This is a genomic window from Picosynechococcus sp. PCC 73109 (genome assembly GCF_001521855.1).
Lineage (GTDB): Bacteria > Cyanobacteriota > Cyanobacteriia > Cyanobacteriales > MRBY01 > MRBY01.
In genome coordinates, this window is the sequence record NZ_CP013998.1 from 768,596 (window position 1) to 784,239 (window position 15,644).

Annotated in this window: 16 protein-coding genes; 5 read left to right on the forward strand and 11 right to left on the reverse strand. The window is 50.1% G+C overall.

The window, feature by feature from the left end:
- Nucleotides 1-206: 206 nt before the first annotated feature.
- A complete protein-coding gene (gene acsF / locus AWQ23_RS03685; protein ID WP_062432688.1) occupies nt 207-1,286 on the reverse strand; it encodes a magnesium-protoporphyrin IX monomethyl ester (oxidative) cyclase in 1,080 nt (359 codons plus the stop codon).
- Nucleotides 1,287-1,546: 260 nt separating this feature from the next.
- Between acsF and AWQ23_RS03690 the strand changes: the two genes are divergently transcribed.
- Entirely contained in the window at nt 1,547-1,912 is a 366-nt protein-coding gene (locus AWQ23_RS03690) for a metalloregulator ArsR/SmtB family transcription factor (RefSeq protein WP_062432691.1), read from the forward strand.
- Between the two features lie 83 nt (nt 1,913-1,995).
- The gene (locus AWQ23_RS03695; RefSeq protein WP_062432694.1) at nt 1,996-2,613 is read left to right on the forward strand and encodes a cation transporter; all 618 of its coding nucleotides are present in this window, start codon (nt 1,996-1,998) and stop codon (nt 2,611-2,613) included.
- Between the two features lie 97 nt (nt 2,614-2,710).
- On the opposite strand, the gene typA is transcribed toward AWQ23_RS03695, so the two are convergent.
- Complete coding sequence (gene typA / locus AWQ23_RS03700; RefSeq protein WP_062432697.1) at nt 2,711-4,504, reverse strand: translational GTPase TypA; 1,794 nt, start codon at nt 4,502-4,504, stop codon at nt 2,711-2,713.
- Between the two features lie 277 nt (nt 4,505-4,781).
- Between typA and AWQ23_RS03705 the strand changes: the two genes are divergently transcribed.
- On the forward strand, nt 4,782-5,276 hold the full coding sequence (locus AWQ23_RS03705; RefSeq protein WP_062432700.1) for a PH domain-containing protein: 495 nt from the start codon (nt 4,782-4,784) through the stop codon (nt 5,274-5,276).
- On the opposite strand, the gene AWQ23_RS03710 is transcribed toward AWQ23_RS03705, so the two are convergent.
- From AWQ23_RS03710 to AWQ23_RS03725, 5 genes are all read right to left on the reverse strand, one after another.
- Nucleotides 5,273-6,553 (reverse strand): FAD-binding oxidoreductase, encoded by a 1,281-nt coding sequence (locus tag AWQ23_RS03710; RefSeq protein ID WP_062432701.1) that lies wholly within the window; start codon nt 6,551-6,553, stop codon nt 5,273-5,275. The two genes, AWQ23_RS03705 and AWQ23_RS03710, sit on opposite strands and share 4 nt — an antisense overlap.
- Before the next feature lie 4 nt (nt 6,554-6,557).
- The gene (locus AWQ23_RS16145; RefSeq protein ID WP_012306340.1) at nt 6,558-6,731 is read right to left on the reverse strand and encodes a hypothetical protein; all 174 of its coding nucleotides are present in this window, start codon (nt 6,729-6,731) and stop codon (nt 6,558-6,560) included.
- Nucleotides 6,732-6,792: 61 nt separating this feature from the next.
- Entirely contained in the window at nt 6,793-8,592 is a 1,800-nt protein-coding gene (locus tag AWQ23_RS03715; RefSeq protein ID WP_062432705.1) for an ABC transporter ATP-binding protein, read from the reverse strand.
- A gap of 26 nt (nt 8,593-8,618) precedes the next feature.
- Nucleotides 8,619-9,374, reverse strand: coding sequence for a phosphonate ABC transporter ATP-binding protein (locus AWQ23_RS03720; protein ID WP_062432707.1), 756 nt, complete (start codon nt 9,372-9,374; stop codon nt 8,619-8,621).
- A 9-nt stretch (nt 9,375-9,383) separates the two neighbouring features.
- Complete coding sequence (locus AWQ23_RS03725) at nt 9,384-10,232, reverse strand: alpha/beta hydrolase (protein ID WP_071884902.1); 849 nt, start codon at nt 10,230-10,232, stop codon at nt 9,384-9,386.
- 177 nt (nt 10,233-10,409) lie between these two features.
- Between AWQ23_RS03725 and rlmN the strand changes: the two genes are divergently transcribed.
- Both rlmN and AWQ23_RS03735 read left to right on the forward strand, forming a co-directional pair.
- Nucleotides 10,410-11,450 carry a 23S rRNA (adenine(2503)-C(2))-methyltransferase RlmN gene (rlmN, locus tag AWQ23_RS03730; protein WP_062432712.1) on the forward strand — a complete coding sequence of 347 codons (1,041 nt, stop codon included), beginning with the start codon at nt 10,410-10,412 and terminating at the stop codon, nt 11,448-11,450.
- 34 nt (nt 11,451-11,484) lie between these two features.
- The gene (locus tag AWQ23_RS03735) at nt 11,485-11,781 is read left to right on the forward strand and encodes a TatA/E family twin arginine-targeting protein translocase (protein ID WP_012306345.1); all 297 of its coding nucleotides are present in this window, start codon (nt 11,485-11,487) and stop codon (nt 11,779-11,781) included.
- Nucleotides 11,782-11,812: 31 nt separating this feature from the next.
- Here AWQ23_RS03735 and AWQ23_RS03740 read toward each other — a convergent pair whose 3' ends face one another.
- From AWQ23_RS03740 to ureE, 4 genes are all read right to left on the reverse strand, one after another.
- A complete protein-coding gene (locus tag AWQ23_RS03740) occupies nt 11,813-12,277 on the reverse strand; it encodes a hypothetical protein (protein WP_062432714.1) in 465 nt (154 codons plus the stop codon).
- Between the two features lie 73 nt (nt 12,278-12,350).
- Nucleotides 12,351-13,514 carry a glycosyltransferase family 4 protein gene (locus AWQ23_RS03745; RefSeq protein WP_062432716.1) on the reverse strand — a complete coding sequence of 388 codons (1,164 nt, stop codon included), beginning with the start codon at nt 13,512-13,514 and terminating at the stop codon, nt 12,351-12,353.
- Between the two features lie 23 nt (nt 13,515-13,537).
- The gene (locus AWQ23_RS03750) at nt 13,538-14,896 is read right to left on the reverse strand and encodes an MFS transporter (RefSeq protein WP_062432719.1); all 1,359 of its coding nucleotides are present in this window, start codon (nt 14,894-14,896) and stop codon (nt 13,538-13,540) included.
- A 107-nt stretch (nt 14,897-15,003) separates the two neighbouring features.
- Entirely contained in the window at nt 15,004-15,453 is a 450-nt protein-coding gene (ureE, locus tag AWQ23_RS03755; RefSeq protein ID WP_062432722.1) for an urease accessory protein UreE, read from the reverse strand.
- Nucleotides 15,454-15,644 lie beyond the last annotated feature (191 nt).

Here is a 15,644-nt window from a genome sequence, read left to right on the forward strand (position 1 = left end):
CTGAGTCAATCAATACCTCGCCTGGCTAAACAACCATAGCCCAAAACCCTGCAATCTCGCTATCTCTAGACAAAAAAATCCTCCCTCTGAAAAAAAGAAGGAGGCCAATGATTTTCCCCTTGAGGGGAGTTAGAGGGGGGTCTCCTTGAGGGAGGTGCCGAAGGCGGAGGGTGTTTCCCGTTCGGGAAGCTAGAGAGGCGTGGAGTTTACCGGACAGTACCAGCCAGTTGATCAACGCGGATCGGCTTCATCAAGTACAAGCTAATAAACTGAACTCCATTGGAGAGATAAGCAGGTAACTTCTTCAACAGCTTCACAGGAGCAGGCGCATCACTGGCATCAATTTCCCGCAACTTTTCGCCGTTCTGCACGCATGTTTCTAAACGCTCGTAGAACTCAGGCTTTTCGACATCGAGGATAATCGGGAAGACCCGACCAGCGGTGTTGTTGGTTTCCCAAATGACTTCCTTGTCAAATTCCCGCGCATTCAAACCAATGGACTCGTAGAAGCCATGGCGCTGGGTATCATTGAGATACATCGTCGCAAAGACAGAGAGTAAGAAGAAACGGCACCACAACCGCGCTTTCCAGTCATTAAGGATATTGGGCTGGGTTTTCATCAGGGCATCAAAGAAATCCCCGTGGCGGTTTTCGTCTTGGCACCAGTTTTCAAAAAACTTGAAGATCGGATAAATGCGGTCTTCGGGATTCTTTTCGAGGTGACGATAAATCTTGATGTAACGCCAGTACCCAATTTTTTCCGAAAGGTAGGTAGCGTAGAAAATAAACTTCGGCTTAAAGAAGGTGTAGCTGCGGCTCTTGGTGAGGAAACCAAGGTCAAGGGAGAGATTAAAATCTGTCATCGCCTTGTTGAGGAAACCAGCGTGGCGCGCTTCGTCCCGGGACATCAGGTTAAACCCTTCAGCCAACAGGGGATTCTTGTCCTTGAGGCGACGGCCTAATTCTTTGTAGAGCAAGAAGCCGGAAAATTCAGCAGTACAGGAGCGCTCCAGGAACTCGATGAAGAGTTGCCGGGTTTCCCCTTGGATATGGTCGAAGGAGATATCAAAAGACTCATCCCGAACAAAGTGATGACGGTTGTAGTCCACGCGGAATTCTTCGATGATCGCTTCCATCTCTTCTTCGTTGACAGAAAGATCCATCTTCGCCATTTCATCGAAGTCGGTGGTGTAAAAGCGGGGAGTCAGGATAGTTTCCTTCGCCGGAACTTTCACGCCGGGGCGCAATTCCTCTACGCCAGCAGATTTGTTAACAGTGCTTACCATATCTGTAATGTTTATTGCTTCCGTTTTTTATGGGGATCAGTCTCTTTTTTGCCAAATATAACCGCGTGAGACTTGGGGTTTTGATTAGGTTACAGTCTAACAAGCTCTACACCAGGGTTTAAACCCTTTTTTGTGAATAGTTGATACACATTGTTACAAAATATTGCAAGATAAATCGCAAAATAAAGGCGATCGCCTTCTGGGATCGATGACCCAATGAGTACAATTAAATAATTGTAGAATTTGCGCCCTTAAAAGTTGTGATAAAGCCAAAATCACAGGATATCTGCCAAGTCCGCTGTGTTAATACGGATTTGGTGGCCCAAGCCAGTGAACAATTACCAGAGGGTGATTTACTCGGAGAAGCTCAGATTCTCTTTAACGCTTTAGCCGACAAATCCCGTCTCAAGATCCTGGCCGCTCTCAGTACAAGTGAAGAACTCTGCGTGTGTGACATTGCGGCTTTACTCAACATCAAAATTGCCACGACTTCCCATCACTTACGAAAATTACGCGATCTCAAAATCCTGAAATATCGGAATGAAGGGAAACTAGCCTATTACTCCCTCCGAGATCAACGGGTTGCTGAAATCCTGAGCCACGCCCTTAACAAACTTGCACAATAAAACAAATCAACTTCAACTCGATCTGCACTTATCGGCAAAAACATTCTAATATTAATTTGAATATCGAAATGTAAAACCAAGTCATGGATGATAATTGCTGTCAAGCTAAAGCTTGTGCGTTGTCGAAACTAAAGCAACAACAAGCAAAAGTACTTTGGATCGTATTGTTTATTAACGCAGTAATGTTTATGGTCGAGTTTGGGGCTGGGATTCGAGCGGGTTCCCTCTCTTTAACTGGAGATTCTTTGGATATGTTGGGGGATGCCTTGGTCTATGCCAGCAGCTTGTATGTCATTAACAAGAGCATGCAGGCCCAGGCTGGAGCCGCATTCCTTAAGGGAGTCATTATGTTTTTGTTTGCAGTTGCAGTGTTTGCAAGGGCGAGCTACCAATTGTTCGTAGGCGTTAGCCCGGAAGCTTCCATTATGGGGACGATTGGTATCGTCGCGTTACTTGCGAATTTACTTTGCCTACTGCTTTTAACACGTCACCGCAACGATAATCTCAATATGTCTTCTGTTTGGTTGTGTTCCCGCAATGACATCATTGCCAATACATCCGTGTTAATTGCTGCCGGATTGGTGTTTCTCACGAATTCTAATCTGCCGGATTTGTTGGTGGGTTTTCTCCTGACCTTTGTCTTCGCCAAATCAGCCAGTAAAGTTTTGTCGCAATCGTGGCGAGAAATGCAACAAAAATAACTAGAAATAAAAAAAGCTGATCCCACATCATGGCAGGATCAGCCTTTCTTAAAATCACTAACATTCACCCTTCAGGTGTTGGGTCATGCCTAGAACATTAGCGTTTGGCCATTTTCTTCGTTTCCACTTTACGAAGACGAATCGATTCGGGCGTGACTTCTACGAGTTCCCCAGGGCCGATATATTCGAGGGCACGCTCTAGGTTCATTTCCATGGGGGCTTGTAACTGAACCAGTTCATCACCGCTGGCAGCCCGGTGGTTCGTGAGCTGTTTTGCCTTACAAACATTTAGCTCTAGATCTTGGGGACGGTTGTGTTCCCCGACAATCATGCCTTTGTAAACCTTAGTGCCTGGGGTAATGAAGAATTGACCGCGATCCTCAGCGTTCTTAAGGGCATAGAAGGTCGCTGTGCCTTCTTCAAAGGCGGTGATGATGCCGTTATAGCGGGTGTCGAAGTCACCACAGAGGGGCCGATATTCTAGGAAACTATGGTTCATAATGCCAGCACCGCGCGTGATCCGGATAAATTCACCCCGGAAACCAATCAAACCACGGGCGGGTACCACAAATTCGAGTTGGGTACGGCCACCTGCGCCTGCCTGCATATCTTGCATTTCTCCTTTGCGCTGACCGAGCCGTTCGATACAGCTACCCACCGCTTCTTCCGGGACATCGAGCACGAGGTATTCAAAGGGTTCACAGGGTTTGCCATTCACTTCGCGGTAAATCACCTTGGGCTGGGCCACTTGGAATTCGTAGCCTTCCCGACGCATGGTTTCAATCAAAATACCCAAGTGAAGTTCACCTCGACCGGATACAGCAAAGCTATCGGCGGATTCACCATCTTCGACCCGTAGGGCCACGTTGGTTTCGAGTTCCCTTTCGAGGCGATCGCGGATTTGGCGAGAGGTCACAAAAGAACCTTCCTGGCCCGCAAAGGGAGAATTATTTACAGAGAAGGTCATCTGTAATGTAGGCTCATCGACCTTGATCAGCGGTAAAGCTTGGGGATCTTCAGGGGACGTCACCGTTTCCCCAATATTGGCATCAGCAAACCCGGCAACAGCGACGATCATCCCAGCAGTTGCTTCTTCGAGTTCAACACGATTTAAGCCTTCAAAGCCCATCAGTTTAGCCACTTTTGCCTTGGCAATGGTGCCATCTTCTTTGATTAGGGCTGCCTGTTGTCCAGCTTTAATCGTGCCGTTGTGGAGGCGACCAATGACAATCCGGCCAAGGTAATCGGAGTAATCAAGGGTCGTAACTTGCAACTGGAGGGGCTTATTAACATCTCCGGCTGGCGGTGGCACATGCTGCAGAATTGCTTGGAAGAGAGGTTCCATGTCCTCATTGGTATCTTCAAGGGATTCCCGCGCAAAACCGGCTAAACCAGAAGCATAGAGAGTGGTAAAGTCACATTGATCGTCATCGGCACCAAGCTCGACGAACAGATCAAAAACTTTATCAACGGCAGTTTCAGGATTGACGTTGGGGCGGTCGATTTTGTTGACAACAACAATTGGTCGTAGACCTTTTTCGAGGGCTTTTTTCAACACGAAACGGGTCTGGGGCATTGGGCCTTCGTTGGCATCGACGATCAAAATACACCCGTCTACCATGCCGAGGACACGCTCTACCTCACCACCAAAGTCGGCGTGGCCAGGGGTATCAACAATATTGATCAGAATGTCGTTGTAACGGACGGCAGTATTTTTGGAAAGAATCGTAATACCCCGTTCCCGTTCGAGGTCATTGGAGTCCATCACGCAATCGGGGATGTCTTCGCCTTCTCGGAAAATGCCGGATTGATGTAAGAGAGCATCAACAAGGGTCGTTTTACCGTGGTCAACGTGGGCAATAATCGCGACGTTACGAATGGGAAGAGACATAAATTTTACGGATGGTTCCTAAGACCTGTAAATTTTTTTGACAATTTCTGCCCAATTGTAGCCTAATTATCATCTTTCTTAATATTTAAGTTGTGAAGTTTCGGCTATTAGGCGGGCGAGAAATCCAGGGTAGCACCGTCACGACCAAGATTTACGAGATAAATGTGCGGAAATGTTGAAGGGCGACAGGCAATACTGGCCAACAGAGATAAAACTTTACCGCTGCCGTAATTCTTGGAGAACTTTGCTACCGTGAAATCAGCTTCTCATAACAGTTATGGAAAATAGTCTGTTTTTTAAGGCTCCTTGGAGTCAAACTTTAATCACCATTACAACTCTTGTTTGCGTAGTGTTGTTGGCCATGGTGCTGCTGTTTTTGATTTTAGGACTCCAACAACAGAATCCTTATTTTTTGCTGTGGATTATTTTGCCCATCGGCATTGTGGTAATGACGGCATTATTTATGGTGCGAGGCTATCATCTGGACGGCGATCGCCTTTACGTTGAACGCTTGGGGTGGCGCACAGAAATCGCTTTAGAAAATCTAGAAAGTGCCACCTACGATCCCACCGCCATGGATGGTTCGTTACGGCTGTTTGGTAATGGTGGTCTATTTGCCTTTACCGGAAAGTTTTGGAACAAAAAGTTGGGTCACTACAATGCCTATGCCACGGCGGTTCGGTTAGCAGTGGTTTTGAAATGGCCTAACCAGACCATTGTCGTCACCCCAGGGAAGCCTGAACAATTTGTCACCGCTATTCTCGGTCGTTAAATGCCGCCCACAAAACGCTGGGGACTCAAGATATTTTGGGGATCAAATTGCTGTTTAATGTTGCGCATCAACGGCAGGGCGTTACCTGGATAGCCCCAGGGTTCAAATTGCTGCTTGAGGCGATAGGGTGCGTCCATAATTGTGAAAAAACCGTGGTGAGCCTGACAAAAATCCCGGATGGCTCGGAATTGTCGGAGAAATTGGTCATGGGGAAACGCAACGATGCCCAGGCCATTTTTGCAATGGATCCGGGCGATCGCCTGACCATTGGTTAGGGTCTCAATGTGTTGCAGCAAAGCCATACTTTGATGGGATAGAATGCCGACCTTGGCGACGACCATTTCCCCAAATAAAGCTTCCCGTAGTTGTTCCCACAGATCCAGGTGCTCCGGTTGGCTGACTAAATCCAGGTGCTGCCCGATAGCCTCTAACTCCTGCAGTTGTGCCGTAATACTCTCACGGATCGCCTCAAAACGCAGCAGCAAACCCCAGTCTTCTCCAGTTCCCCTTTGTAACCGTTGTAATAGTCGAGGTGAAAGCAGATCTGCCGCCGCTGGCGTAAGTACAGAATTTAAAATTTGGCTCTGGGCCTGGCGTATTTGCGCGGACGACCCAAGCATTAAGATCGTTTGGGACTGCTCTTGAATCGGATAGAGGCGAAACGTTAATTCGGTAATCGTCGCCAAACTGCCATGGGAACCTGTGAGGAGCTTCATCAAATCATAGCCCGCCACATTTTTAACTACTTTTCCCCCGGCTTTTGCCAAGGTGCCATCGGCCCGGAGCATGGTGATCCCCAGCAGCAAATCCCGCACACCACCGTAACGTTGACGCAAGCTGCCGGTATCCGCTGTGGCCACAATTCCCCCTAGGGTCGCTTGGTTGGGGAAACTGGGGTCGAGGGGGAGATACTGTTTATGGGGCCTGAGATGGTTTTGTAGTTCAGCAAAGGTAATCCCTGCCTCCACCGTAATGGTTAGATCATTAACGGCGTGATCCACGATGCGATTTAACTGCCGGGTGCTCACCAACCAATCTACTTTCGGAGTGAGTCCGCCCCAGGCGAGCTTTGTGCCGTTACCGCAGGGGATAATCGTAATTTTTTCCCGGTGGGCTGTGCGGAAGATTTCCGTTAGGGCTGCGCGGGAGTGGGGCACAAGCAGGGCTTCGGGGCTTTGACGGCTGATCCGTTCCATCTGCCGATGCCAATGGGGATGACAATATTGCCACGCTTTTAGATCGATATTCTGGGTACCGGGATCAACCACCAAAGCCATGATTTTAGTCTTCTGGAGTTAAGGCGATCGCCTCAACTTTTGCCGTATTTTCTTCAACTTCAGTAATTGCCCACCGGAGCACATCACCCCGCTTTTCGAGCTCTGCTTCAATTTCCTTGGGCAAATCTGCTGGATTTTCCTGGAGATCAATTTCTGCGGTAATGAAGTGGGTTGTCATCGGCCCGTTCCTTATGAAAATTCTGTGTTCATTATCATACCAAGCAAAGGAAACGCCCCGTCTAGTCTCCCAACATATGCAAACGATAGAGGCTGGCATACAACCCATTTTGGGCGAGGAGTTGATCGTGATTCCCCGTTTCGAGGATTTCTCCCTGCTTTAGGACAATGATTTTATCCACATCCCGGATGGTTGAGAGACGGTGAGCAATAATAATCGCTGTGCGGTCTTCGAGGAGTTGTTCTAGGGCCGACTGAATTAGCGCCTCTGTACCCACATCCAGACTTGCCGTCGCTTCATCGAGTACCAGAATTTTCGGATCACGGATTGCGACCCGGGCAAAGGCCAACAGTTGTTTTTGGCCCCCAGAAAGATTTGTACCCCGCTCCCGGAGGGCTGTGCGATACCCCTGGGGCAATTCTTCAATGAGTTGATCGACGTTGGTCAGCACTGCAGCCTGCTTTACCGCCTCAAAGGGATACTCTTCCCCCAGGGTAATGTTGCGTTGAACATCTCCAGCAAAAAGAAAGCTTTCTTGGAGGATGACGCCAATGTGCCGCCGCAGATCTTCTTGGGGCAGATCACGAATATCAATGCCATCGACGAGAATCCGTCCTTCACTCGGATCATACAGGCGACAGAGTAAACGGATGATCGAGCTTTTTCCGGCCCCCGTTGGCCCCACAAGGGCGATTTTTTCACCGGGTTTGATCTTGAAATTCAGGTTGTTTAGGACATATTCCCCAGGTTTGTAGCCAAAAGAAACGTTGTCAAAAATAATTTCACCAGAGGCCGAATCCGAGAGATTTAAAGAAGTCGTTAAATGCTGTTGTTTATCTTGGATCTCGATGGGTTCCGACATCAATTCTGTCACCCGTTCGATGGCCGTTAGTCCCGACTGGAACATGGTGAATTTGTCGGCAAATTGGCGCAGGGGATTAAATAATCGCTGGGAATAGAGAATAAAGGCAGACAACACCCCAAAGCTCAGAGCATCCTGGAAAATCAGCCAGCCTCCCAACCAAAGTACTCCGGCGATCGCCACGAGGGAAATCCATTCCAGGGTGGCAGAAACAGCCGAATCATGGAAGATTGTTTTGTTAACGGACAGACGATAGCGGTCATTAACCGTCCGGAATAACTCGGCATTCAGGGCCTCCCGACGAAATAATTGCACGATATTAATCCCCGCAACGTTTTCCTGGAGCATCGCGTTCAGTTGGGAGAGTTCTTCCCGGGCTTGGTAGTTGGCTTTGCGGTACTGCCCCTGAAAATAAACGATCAAAAAAGTGACAGGCAACAACATCAAAATGAGGAGCATCGCCAGTTGCCATTGCAACAGAAAAATCGACACAATAATCACGGCCAGGGAAATGACATCATTAATGATGCCGATCGCCCCACTGGCAAAAACATCCCCCAGGGCTTCCACGTCATTGGTTAAGCGGGTGACGAGCTTCCCGACAGGCATCCGGTCAAAGAAGCGAGAAGAAAGGGACGTGACGTGATCGAATAAATCCTGGCGGATGCCTGCGGTAATTTCCTGGCCCACTTTTTGGACGAGGTACCCTTGGATCGAGGTGAAGGCCAAGCGAATCACAATGGTGGCTAACAGAATCCAGATTAAACGGTTAATCCCTGCTGGAATGCTGAGATCAGCGAGGATGCCCCACACGGTTTCGCCCCGCAATAGGGAAACTGCCTGACCGACAACGAGGGGCTGAACCGCACCGGCGATCGCCAAGGGGATCAGCAAAACAATCGACACAACAAGGGTAATGAGATTTTTCTTGGCGTAGGGAAGGAGCTTCCCGGCCAGTTGCCAATCATTTTTTGGAACAGAAGAGGATGCGATCGCCATGGAAATTTTTCAAGAAATGCAGACATCTAGTATATCGATTGCTCACCATAGAGGTGGTTGATTTGGGCCTCACTGACCGTTGTGGTGGGCTGATCAAACAGAATTTTGCCGCCCTTGAGACCAATTAGGCGATCGCAGTGGCTCCGGGCAAATTCCAGGGAGTGGAGGCTGACGACGAGGGTTTTTCCTTGGGTTTCACAAAGCTGCACCAGCAGATCCATCATTTCCCGACTTAGTTGAGGATCAAGGCTAGAAATCGGTTCGTCTGCGAGGATCACCGCCGGATTTTGCACCAAGACCCGCGCCAAGGCAACCCGTTGTTTTTGTCCCCCCGATAGGTCACTGGTTCTGGCAAAGAGTTTTTCGGGAATGCCCACCTGTTTTAAGACGGCTTCGGCCAAGGAACGCTCCTGGGGAAAGATCAGGGAAAACGTTGCCTGGAGGAACGACCAACGTCCCAGATGACCCGCGTTGACATTGTGAATGACGGCCAGACTTTCGACCAAATGGAGTTGTTGGTAAATGGTACCGAGCTGCCGTTGGATGCGTCGCCGTCCCCTTGGGGAGAGGGTTGCGATCACTTCCCCCCAAATGAGCAATTGCCCTTGGGTTGGTTGTTGTTGACCATTGAGGAGACTAAGGAGTGTACTTTTGCCTGCGCCACTGGCCCCAATCAGGCCCACCTTCTCGCCGGGATAAATTTCAAAGTTGAGTTCCGTCAGGGCTGCAACACCCCGGAAGTGACAAGAGAGCGATCGCCCCACAAAAATTGGTTCTGTCATCTGTTTTAATTACCCGTGGCAGAGGGCACGCTTGGTTTCGAGCCAGGTAATCCCCTGCTGGATCGTGGTTGGACCCACGGCGGCGAGGTTATGGTGGTCGGCTCCAGGCACAGCTTGAAATTGCTTGGGTTCATTAGCGATCGCCCACAGTTGCGCCCCCATGGTACTGGGGACTGTTTCATCCAATTCCCCGTGGCAAAAGAAAATCGGTAGCTGGAGTTGGGTAATTTTAGCTGCTGAATTAAACCGCTGGTGTAAAAGGAAAGAGACGGGAAAAATTCGATAGAGGGGTTTGGTGGTAGACATGGCGAACATCGAGGTGAAGGTGCCCTCTAGAAATAATCCACCCACCGGGTACCGCTGGGCCAATTCAATGGCGATCGCCCCGCCGAGGGAATGGCCGTGGATCGTCAACTGTTGGGCTGGGATCCCCTTAGTCTGGGTGAGAAAGGTATAGGCCGCCGCTGCATCTTCGTACACCTGGGATTCTTGGGGAAAGCCAGGACTGCTCTGGCCATAGCCCCGATAGTTAAAGGCCAAGACTGAATAGCCCGCTTGGTACCAGAGGGCGATCGCCTGAAAATTGTAAACCGTTAACCCGCCATTCCCATGGAGAAATAGTAGCGTTTTGTCCCCCTTGTTCTGGGGTAGCCACCAGCCTGTTAATTGTTGCGTTGAAGTGACGGGGATCGTGATCGTTTCGTAGGGTAGCGCAAAATCCGACGGCACTGGATGTAAGGGTTGGGCTTGGGGTTCAAAAATAATCCGCCGCTGCCCAAAAAACAGATAACCACAGCCCCCCAGATAGAGTAATACCAGTCCAATTAATAGCCAGCCCAACATGATTTTCCTTGCCATACACCACCTTTAAATCATAGGCAGATTCCCTGGGGGAGCCAAGGATTTAAGGACAGTTTTTCAATTGTCTGGGCACCTGATCAGGAAGCAGCGGCCCCTATGCCACAATGGAAAAGGAATTGTTTAACTTTATCCCTTAACCCAATCACAGGCGATCGCCCCTTTTCCTTGCAACCCATGCCCCAAGACGTACTCCTCGGCAAAAGTCTCCCGGAACTGACCGACTGGATCGAAACCACTGGTCAACCCGCCTACCGTGGCAAACAGCTCTACAATTGGCTCTACCAAAAAGGGATCCATGACCTGAGTGAAATCACCGTCTTTCCGAAGGCTTGGCGTGAGCAAATGGGCACCTATCCCGTGGGGCGATCGCAGATCCACCACCAACGCACCGCCCCCGATGGCACCCGCAAATATCTCCTCCAACTCCACGATGGCTTAATTATTGAAACGGTCGGTATCCCCACCGAAAAACGCCTCACCGTCTGTGTTTCTTCCCAGGTGGGCTGTGCCATGGCCTGTGATTTTTGCGCCACTGGTAAAAGTGGTTTTACCCGGCATCTCCAGGCCCATGAAATCGTTGATCAAGTGCTCACTGTCCAAGAAGATTTCCAGCAACGGGTCAGCCATGTGGTGTTTATGGGGATGGGGGAACCCCTCGCCAACCTCGAACAGGTGCTTAAATCGATCCAAAGCCTGAACCAAGACATCGGCATTGGCCAGCGATCGCTGACAGTTTCTACCGTGGGGGTACCCGATCAGATCCGCACCCTTGCCCAGCAGAATCTGCAAATCACCCTAGCGGTAAGCCTCCACGCCCCAAACCAAGTCCTCCGGGAATCGATTATTCCCACCGCTGTCCACTATCCCATTGAGGATCTGTTGGACGAATGCCGCGAGTACGTCGCCATCACCCGTCGCCGCCTCAGTTTTGAATACATTTTGCTGGCGGGGGTGAATGATCTGCCCGACCATGCCGCCGAATTAGCCAAAAAACTAAAAGGGTTCCAAAGCCATGTGAATTTGATTCCCTACAATCCCATTACCGAAGTACCTTTCCAGCGTCCGGGGAAAAAACGGATCAATGTCTTTAAGCAAATCCTCCAGGATCACAAGATCGCGGTGAGCGTACGTTATTCTAAGGGCTTGGAGGCAGATGCGGCCTGTGGTCAACTGCGATCAAACCTCCGACGATCTGCCCCGGCAACGGTAAAATAAAACAGCAAAAATCCACCCTTAACCCCCAGAATCTATGAATATTTTCGGGATTGGCCTGCCAGAAATGGCCCTCATTTTTATTATTGCTCTGTTAATCTTTGGCCCGAAAAAGTTGCCAGAGATTGGCCGGAGCCTTGGGAAAACGATCCGCAGTTTCCAGGATGCCTCCAATGAGTTCCAGGAAGAATTTAAGAAAGAAGCCGAAAAAATTGAAAAAACCGTTTCGATGCAGGCCCGCCTAGAGGAAGGGAACGGCGAAAAAGTCGAGGCCACGGAAGCGAAACCGGAAACCTCTGATCAGGAAACAAAAGCTGATACCCCATCTAGTTAGGGATTAACTGGGTTTGTCCTTGGTGTCTTGTTCAGGCCCACTGACTGTCTGGGGTTTGACGGGGGCGATCGCCTAATAATTGTTGTTGAACGGCCTGTTGCAGATCCTGGCGGCGAATTTCAAGGCTCCCCTGGGCTTCGGTGAGGATCAAGCTATCAACGGCGGCCAGCGAAAATAGCTGAAACAACAGGTGGGTGACGGGCAGAGGCACGGCAATTAGGGACGGATCGGCATTGCTGCCCTGGTGCTGTTGGGCGAGGGCGAGGCTTGAGAAGCCGTAGATAACGGTTTTGGTCTGCTGGGGATCACTCTGTTGAGCAAGGGTCGTGATGAGCCAGTCCCCCTCTAAAGATTGGCAAACATAGTATTCGAGGAATTGCAATTTTTGGGCGAAGGCTTTGAGGACTGGGACGATCGCCTGGGCCATCACCTGGGGCATCTTGCCATCCTGGGGGGCTTGGTCAATGAGGATTTGCAGTTGTTGGTCTAAATCCATAGAACAATATCAAGGCGATCGCCAAAAAATACATTGGTCTCCCCATGATAAACCTTGGTCAACAGTAAACCTTTTAGGGAAAACTTTGCACTGGAGCCGGATGGGGGGCAGACGCCGCCGTGGGACACAGTTCTTGGTAAGTTTGTTCGAGCTGACTGATGTTGTTCTGCAAGGTGTAACGTTCTAACACCCGCTGCCTCGCCTTGTGACCCAGGATTGTGACTAATTCTGGTTGTTCACGGAACAAGGGTAAAAGGGTTTTCAGTTGTCCGGTGACACCCTGGGTATCGAGGACAACCCCGGCTCCTTGGTTGAGTACTTCCCCATCGGCGCCGGCATCCGTGGCAATGCAGGCCAAACCGCAGGCCATTGCTTCGAGGAGTGATAAAGACAATCCTTCCACCAAAGAGGGCAACACAAACACATCCGCCGCCCGGAGGAGATCAATCCGCTGGGTTTCATCGCCGATGAACCCAAGCCAACGGACCCCTTGATCTTCGGTGTAAAGCAATTCTAGGGAAGCCTTGAGGGGGCCATCACCGACCATTAACAGCACACAATCTTCTCCCATATTGGCCAGTCGCCAAGCCTTGAGGAGGGCTTCTACGTTTTTCTCAGGGGCAATGCGGCCTTGGTAAATGAATACCCGTTTCGCTTGGAAGGTGTGGCGGTAGGCACTGAGAGCCGGGGCATATTTTTGTTCATCGACGCCATTGGGGATAATGCGCACCGTATCCCGTGGCACTCCCAGTTTGACGAGCATTTCTTTTTGGATTTCTGAGAAGACAATCACCCGGTCATAGTTGGCTAGACAGGGGGCATAAAGCTGGTAGGTGAGGTATTGGGTACTGGATTTGAGGTTGCGTAGTTTGCTGTCAAAGGGAGGGTGAAAGGTGGCCACTAGGGGCAAATTGAGTTCGCGGCAGATGTCGGGCAGACGAAAATCTAGGGGCGAGAGGGTCAGGGAGGCATGGACGAGGTCTGGCTGGAACTTTTGGAGCGATCGCATCAGCACTTGACTCGATTTCGGACTGGGGATCGTGTAAATTTGTGACTTGTAGAGGAAGGGTAAAAAAACCTCTGGGCAGTCCCGCCATTTCTGATCGCATTCTTCCTGCTGGGCAAAGTGGAGAAAGCTCACTTGATAGCCCCGATCGAGGAGGTGATTGGTCACTTCACGGCCATAGGTGACATTGCCACAAAAAGGAGATTTTTTACCGAGCCAAGCAACATGCATTGAGGGGGATCCTGTGGTGTGCGTTAGGATTTGATTGAAATATACCAGTTCAATACCCCACCGGCGATCGCCAATCCCGAAAGACCTAGAAGCACTGGTTGCAGGCCAAAAAAGGTTTCTGCCACCCCAGCCAGGGCCAGAGGTAAAGATAGAGCAATATTAACAGCATTATTCTGTAAACCGAAAACCTTCCCCCGGAGGATCGCCGGGGTTTCGCGCTGGATCGTCGTCTGCATCGGCACTCCCACCAGGGCCGCAAAAAAGCCCAGGCAGGTGGTACTCAAGAGGGCAAAAACCAAATTGTGGATCGAAAAAGAAAGGGCAATTAAGGCGATCGCCGTGCCGATAGAACCCCAAAGGCTGAGGGTACGGTAGGGTAACTGATTCCCCCAGTGCCCCAAAAAGAAAGCACCGATCCCCAAACCAACGCCGCCTGCGGCCAACAAAAAGCCAAACTGCTCCGCCTTTAACCCCGGAATTTGAGCCGCCAAACTCACCGCCAACACCGCCAGGGCCGCAAACACAGAAAACAAAATCACCAATTGGATCAGCGCATTGCGCACCCGGTGATTTTGATTCAAATAACTGAGGCCGTCTTTAATATCCTCCCAAACATGGGGCTGTTCCCGTTGGCGATCTGTTTCCGTTTCATTGGTCTTCAGGGCCAACAAAATCAAACCGGCGATCGCATAGCCTCCCCCAACTACAAATTCTTTCCCCCAAGTCCCCGTAATCCCGAAAGATTCAACTAGCTGATCCGCCAGGCCCAACAAGGGTTCTCCCACCGCAAAGCCCACAATTAACAGGGCCATCATCGTGGTGGTGTAGAGAGAATTAGCCGCTAACAGGTGTTTATTTTTCACAATGAGCGGTAAAGTCGCCTGTTCCGCTGGCGCAAAAAATTGTGTCAAGGTAGAAACAGCAAAGGTAATCCCCAATAAAAAGACAAATCCAGGGGGAAGCTCCCACCAATTGGGTTGATCTTGCACGAGCCAGAGTAAGAGGGGGATGCAAAAAACAAAGACGCCCCGCAACAAATTCGAAATAATCAGCACCCCTTTTTTAGACCAGCGGTCCACATAAACCCCTGCAACGGAACCAAACAAAATAGCAGGTACCGTAAAGGCAATCATGACCGCTGAGACCCAAGCACTAATGCTCTGATCCGCCGTTTGAAAGTGACTGGCAATCAAAGCAATCATCAGCACGAGATAAATCTTGTCGGCTAGTTGTGAAAAGATTTGACCAAGCCAAAGGACGAGGAATTTCGGGTTGCGCAACACAGGCCCAAAACCATCTACACTCTGGGACGGGGCCACGCCCATCTCGGTTGGGGAAGTATCTTTAGGGGAGAGGGTCGGTAGATCCGTTTCCGTTGACATGGGTGCTCGGCAACCAAAAAATTGATAAGGGAATCACTCTTAAGTATAAATCCTGCGATCGCCTTATGTTGGGGAGTTACCGCCCAGGATTCGCCTGAATTATGTGCTTAGTGATGATGGCCATAGGCTCCATCTTCCGGAAAAAAGGGCAGCATTTCCTGTTTCAGTTGCAACCCCAACCGGGTAAGCATATCTTCGAGTACGTGGTCAGGGGAGAAGCGGAGATACTGGGGATGCACCTCTAGGGGGATGTGGCGGTTGCCAAGGTGATAGGCTGCCCTGAGCAGTTCCAAGGGGGTCGAGGCCGTGACTGTGACCACGGGTTCAGGTTTTGCCTTAACCTGCACAAGGGTAGAGCCAGTCGCGTCTTGAAAGTAGTCATCGGGATGGATATGGCTGCCACGGGATAAGTTGAAGTGAATCGCTTGGCCATTGTCTAACTCTAGGCGTTGGCGGCTCTTTTGACGTTCGGCAGCGGTGAGGAACAACTCCAGATCTACTTGGATCGGTGCCTGGGGTTGATATTTTTGGGCCAGGATTAAGTCAGCGTCAGTCATCGGCTCTAGCGAAATGGAAGTGAACGAAAAACGTCTATCCTAAGGACATAAGCATTAATTTAGTCTAGATCACTCCACATTCGACTTTACATAACAGAAGTAACGCTTGAGACAAGTGACCCCACGCACCATATTCAACAATTTACGCGGCGGGGGTGTTATCACGCCAAGCTTACAAATCTGTAATATTG

What these genes read in the sequence shown, in the direction of transcription:
- AWQ23_RS03735 (WP_012306345.1), top strand. Translation starts at nt 11,485, where the DNA reads ATGAATATTTTCGGGATTGGCCTGCCAGAAATGGCCCTCATTTTTATT.
- AWQ23_RS16145 (WP_012306340.1), bottom strand. Translation starts at nt 6,731, where the DNA reads ATGACAACCCACTTCATTACCGCAGAAATTGATCTCCAGGAAAATCCA.
- typA (WP_062432697.1), bottom strand. Translation starts at nt 4,504, where the DNA reads ATGTCTCTTCCCATTCGTAACGTCGCGATTATTGCCCACGTTGACCAC.
- AWQ23_RS03705 (WP_062432700.1), top strand. Translation starts at nt 4,782, where the DNA reads ATGGAAAATAGTCTGTTTTTTAAGGCTCCTTGGAGTCAAACTTTAATC.
- AWQ23_RS03720 (WP_062432707.1), bottom strand. Translation starts at nt 9,374, where the DNA reads ATGACAGAACCAATTTTTGTGGGGCGATCGCTCTCTTGTCACTTCCGG.
- ureE (WP_062432722.1), bottom strand. Translation starts at nt 15,453, where the DNA reads ATGACTGACGCTGACTTAATCCTGGCCCAAAAATATCAACCCCAGGCA.
- AWQ23_RS03710 (WP_062432701.1), bottom strand. Translation starts at nt 6,553, where the DNA reads ATGGCTTTGGTGGTTGATCCCGGTACCCAGAATATCGATCTAAAAGCG.
- AWQ23_RS03740 (WP_062432714.1), bottom strand. Translation starts at nt 12,277, where the DNA reads ATGGATTTAGACCAACAACTGCAAATCCTCATTGACCAAGCCCCCCAG.
- acsF (WP_062432688.1), bottom strand. Translation starts at nt 1,286, where the DNA reads ATGGTAAGCACTGTTAACAAATCTGCTGGCGTAGAGGAATTGCGCCCC.
- AWQ23_RS03725 (WP_071884902.1), bottom strand. Translation starts at nt 10,232, where the DNA reads ATGGCAAGGAAAATCATGTTGGGCTGGCTATTAATTGGACTGGTATTA.
- AWQ23_RS03745 (WP_062432716.1), bottom strand. Translation starts at nt 13,514, where the DNA reads ATGCATGTTGCTTGGCTCGGTAAAAAATCTCCTTTTTGTGGCAATGTC.
- AWQ23_RS03715 (WP_062432705.1), bottom strand. Translation starts at nt 8,592, where the DNA reads ATGGCGATCGCATCCTCTTCTGTTCCAAAAAATGATTGGCAACTGGCC.
- rlmN (WP_062432712.1), top strand. Translation starts at nt 10,410, where the DNA reads ATGCCCCAAGACGTACTCCTCGGCAAAAGTCTCCCGGAACTGACCGAC.
- AWQ23_RS03695 (WP_062432694.1), top strand. Translation starts at nt 1,996, where the DNA reads ATGGATGATAATTGCTGTCAAGCTAAAGCTTGTGCGTTGTCGAAACTA.
- AWQ23_RS03750 (WP_062432719.1), bottom strand. Translation starts at nt 14,896, where the DNA reads ATGTCAACGGAAACGGATCTACCGACCCTCTCCCCTAAAGATACTTCC.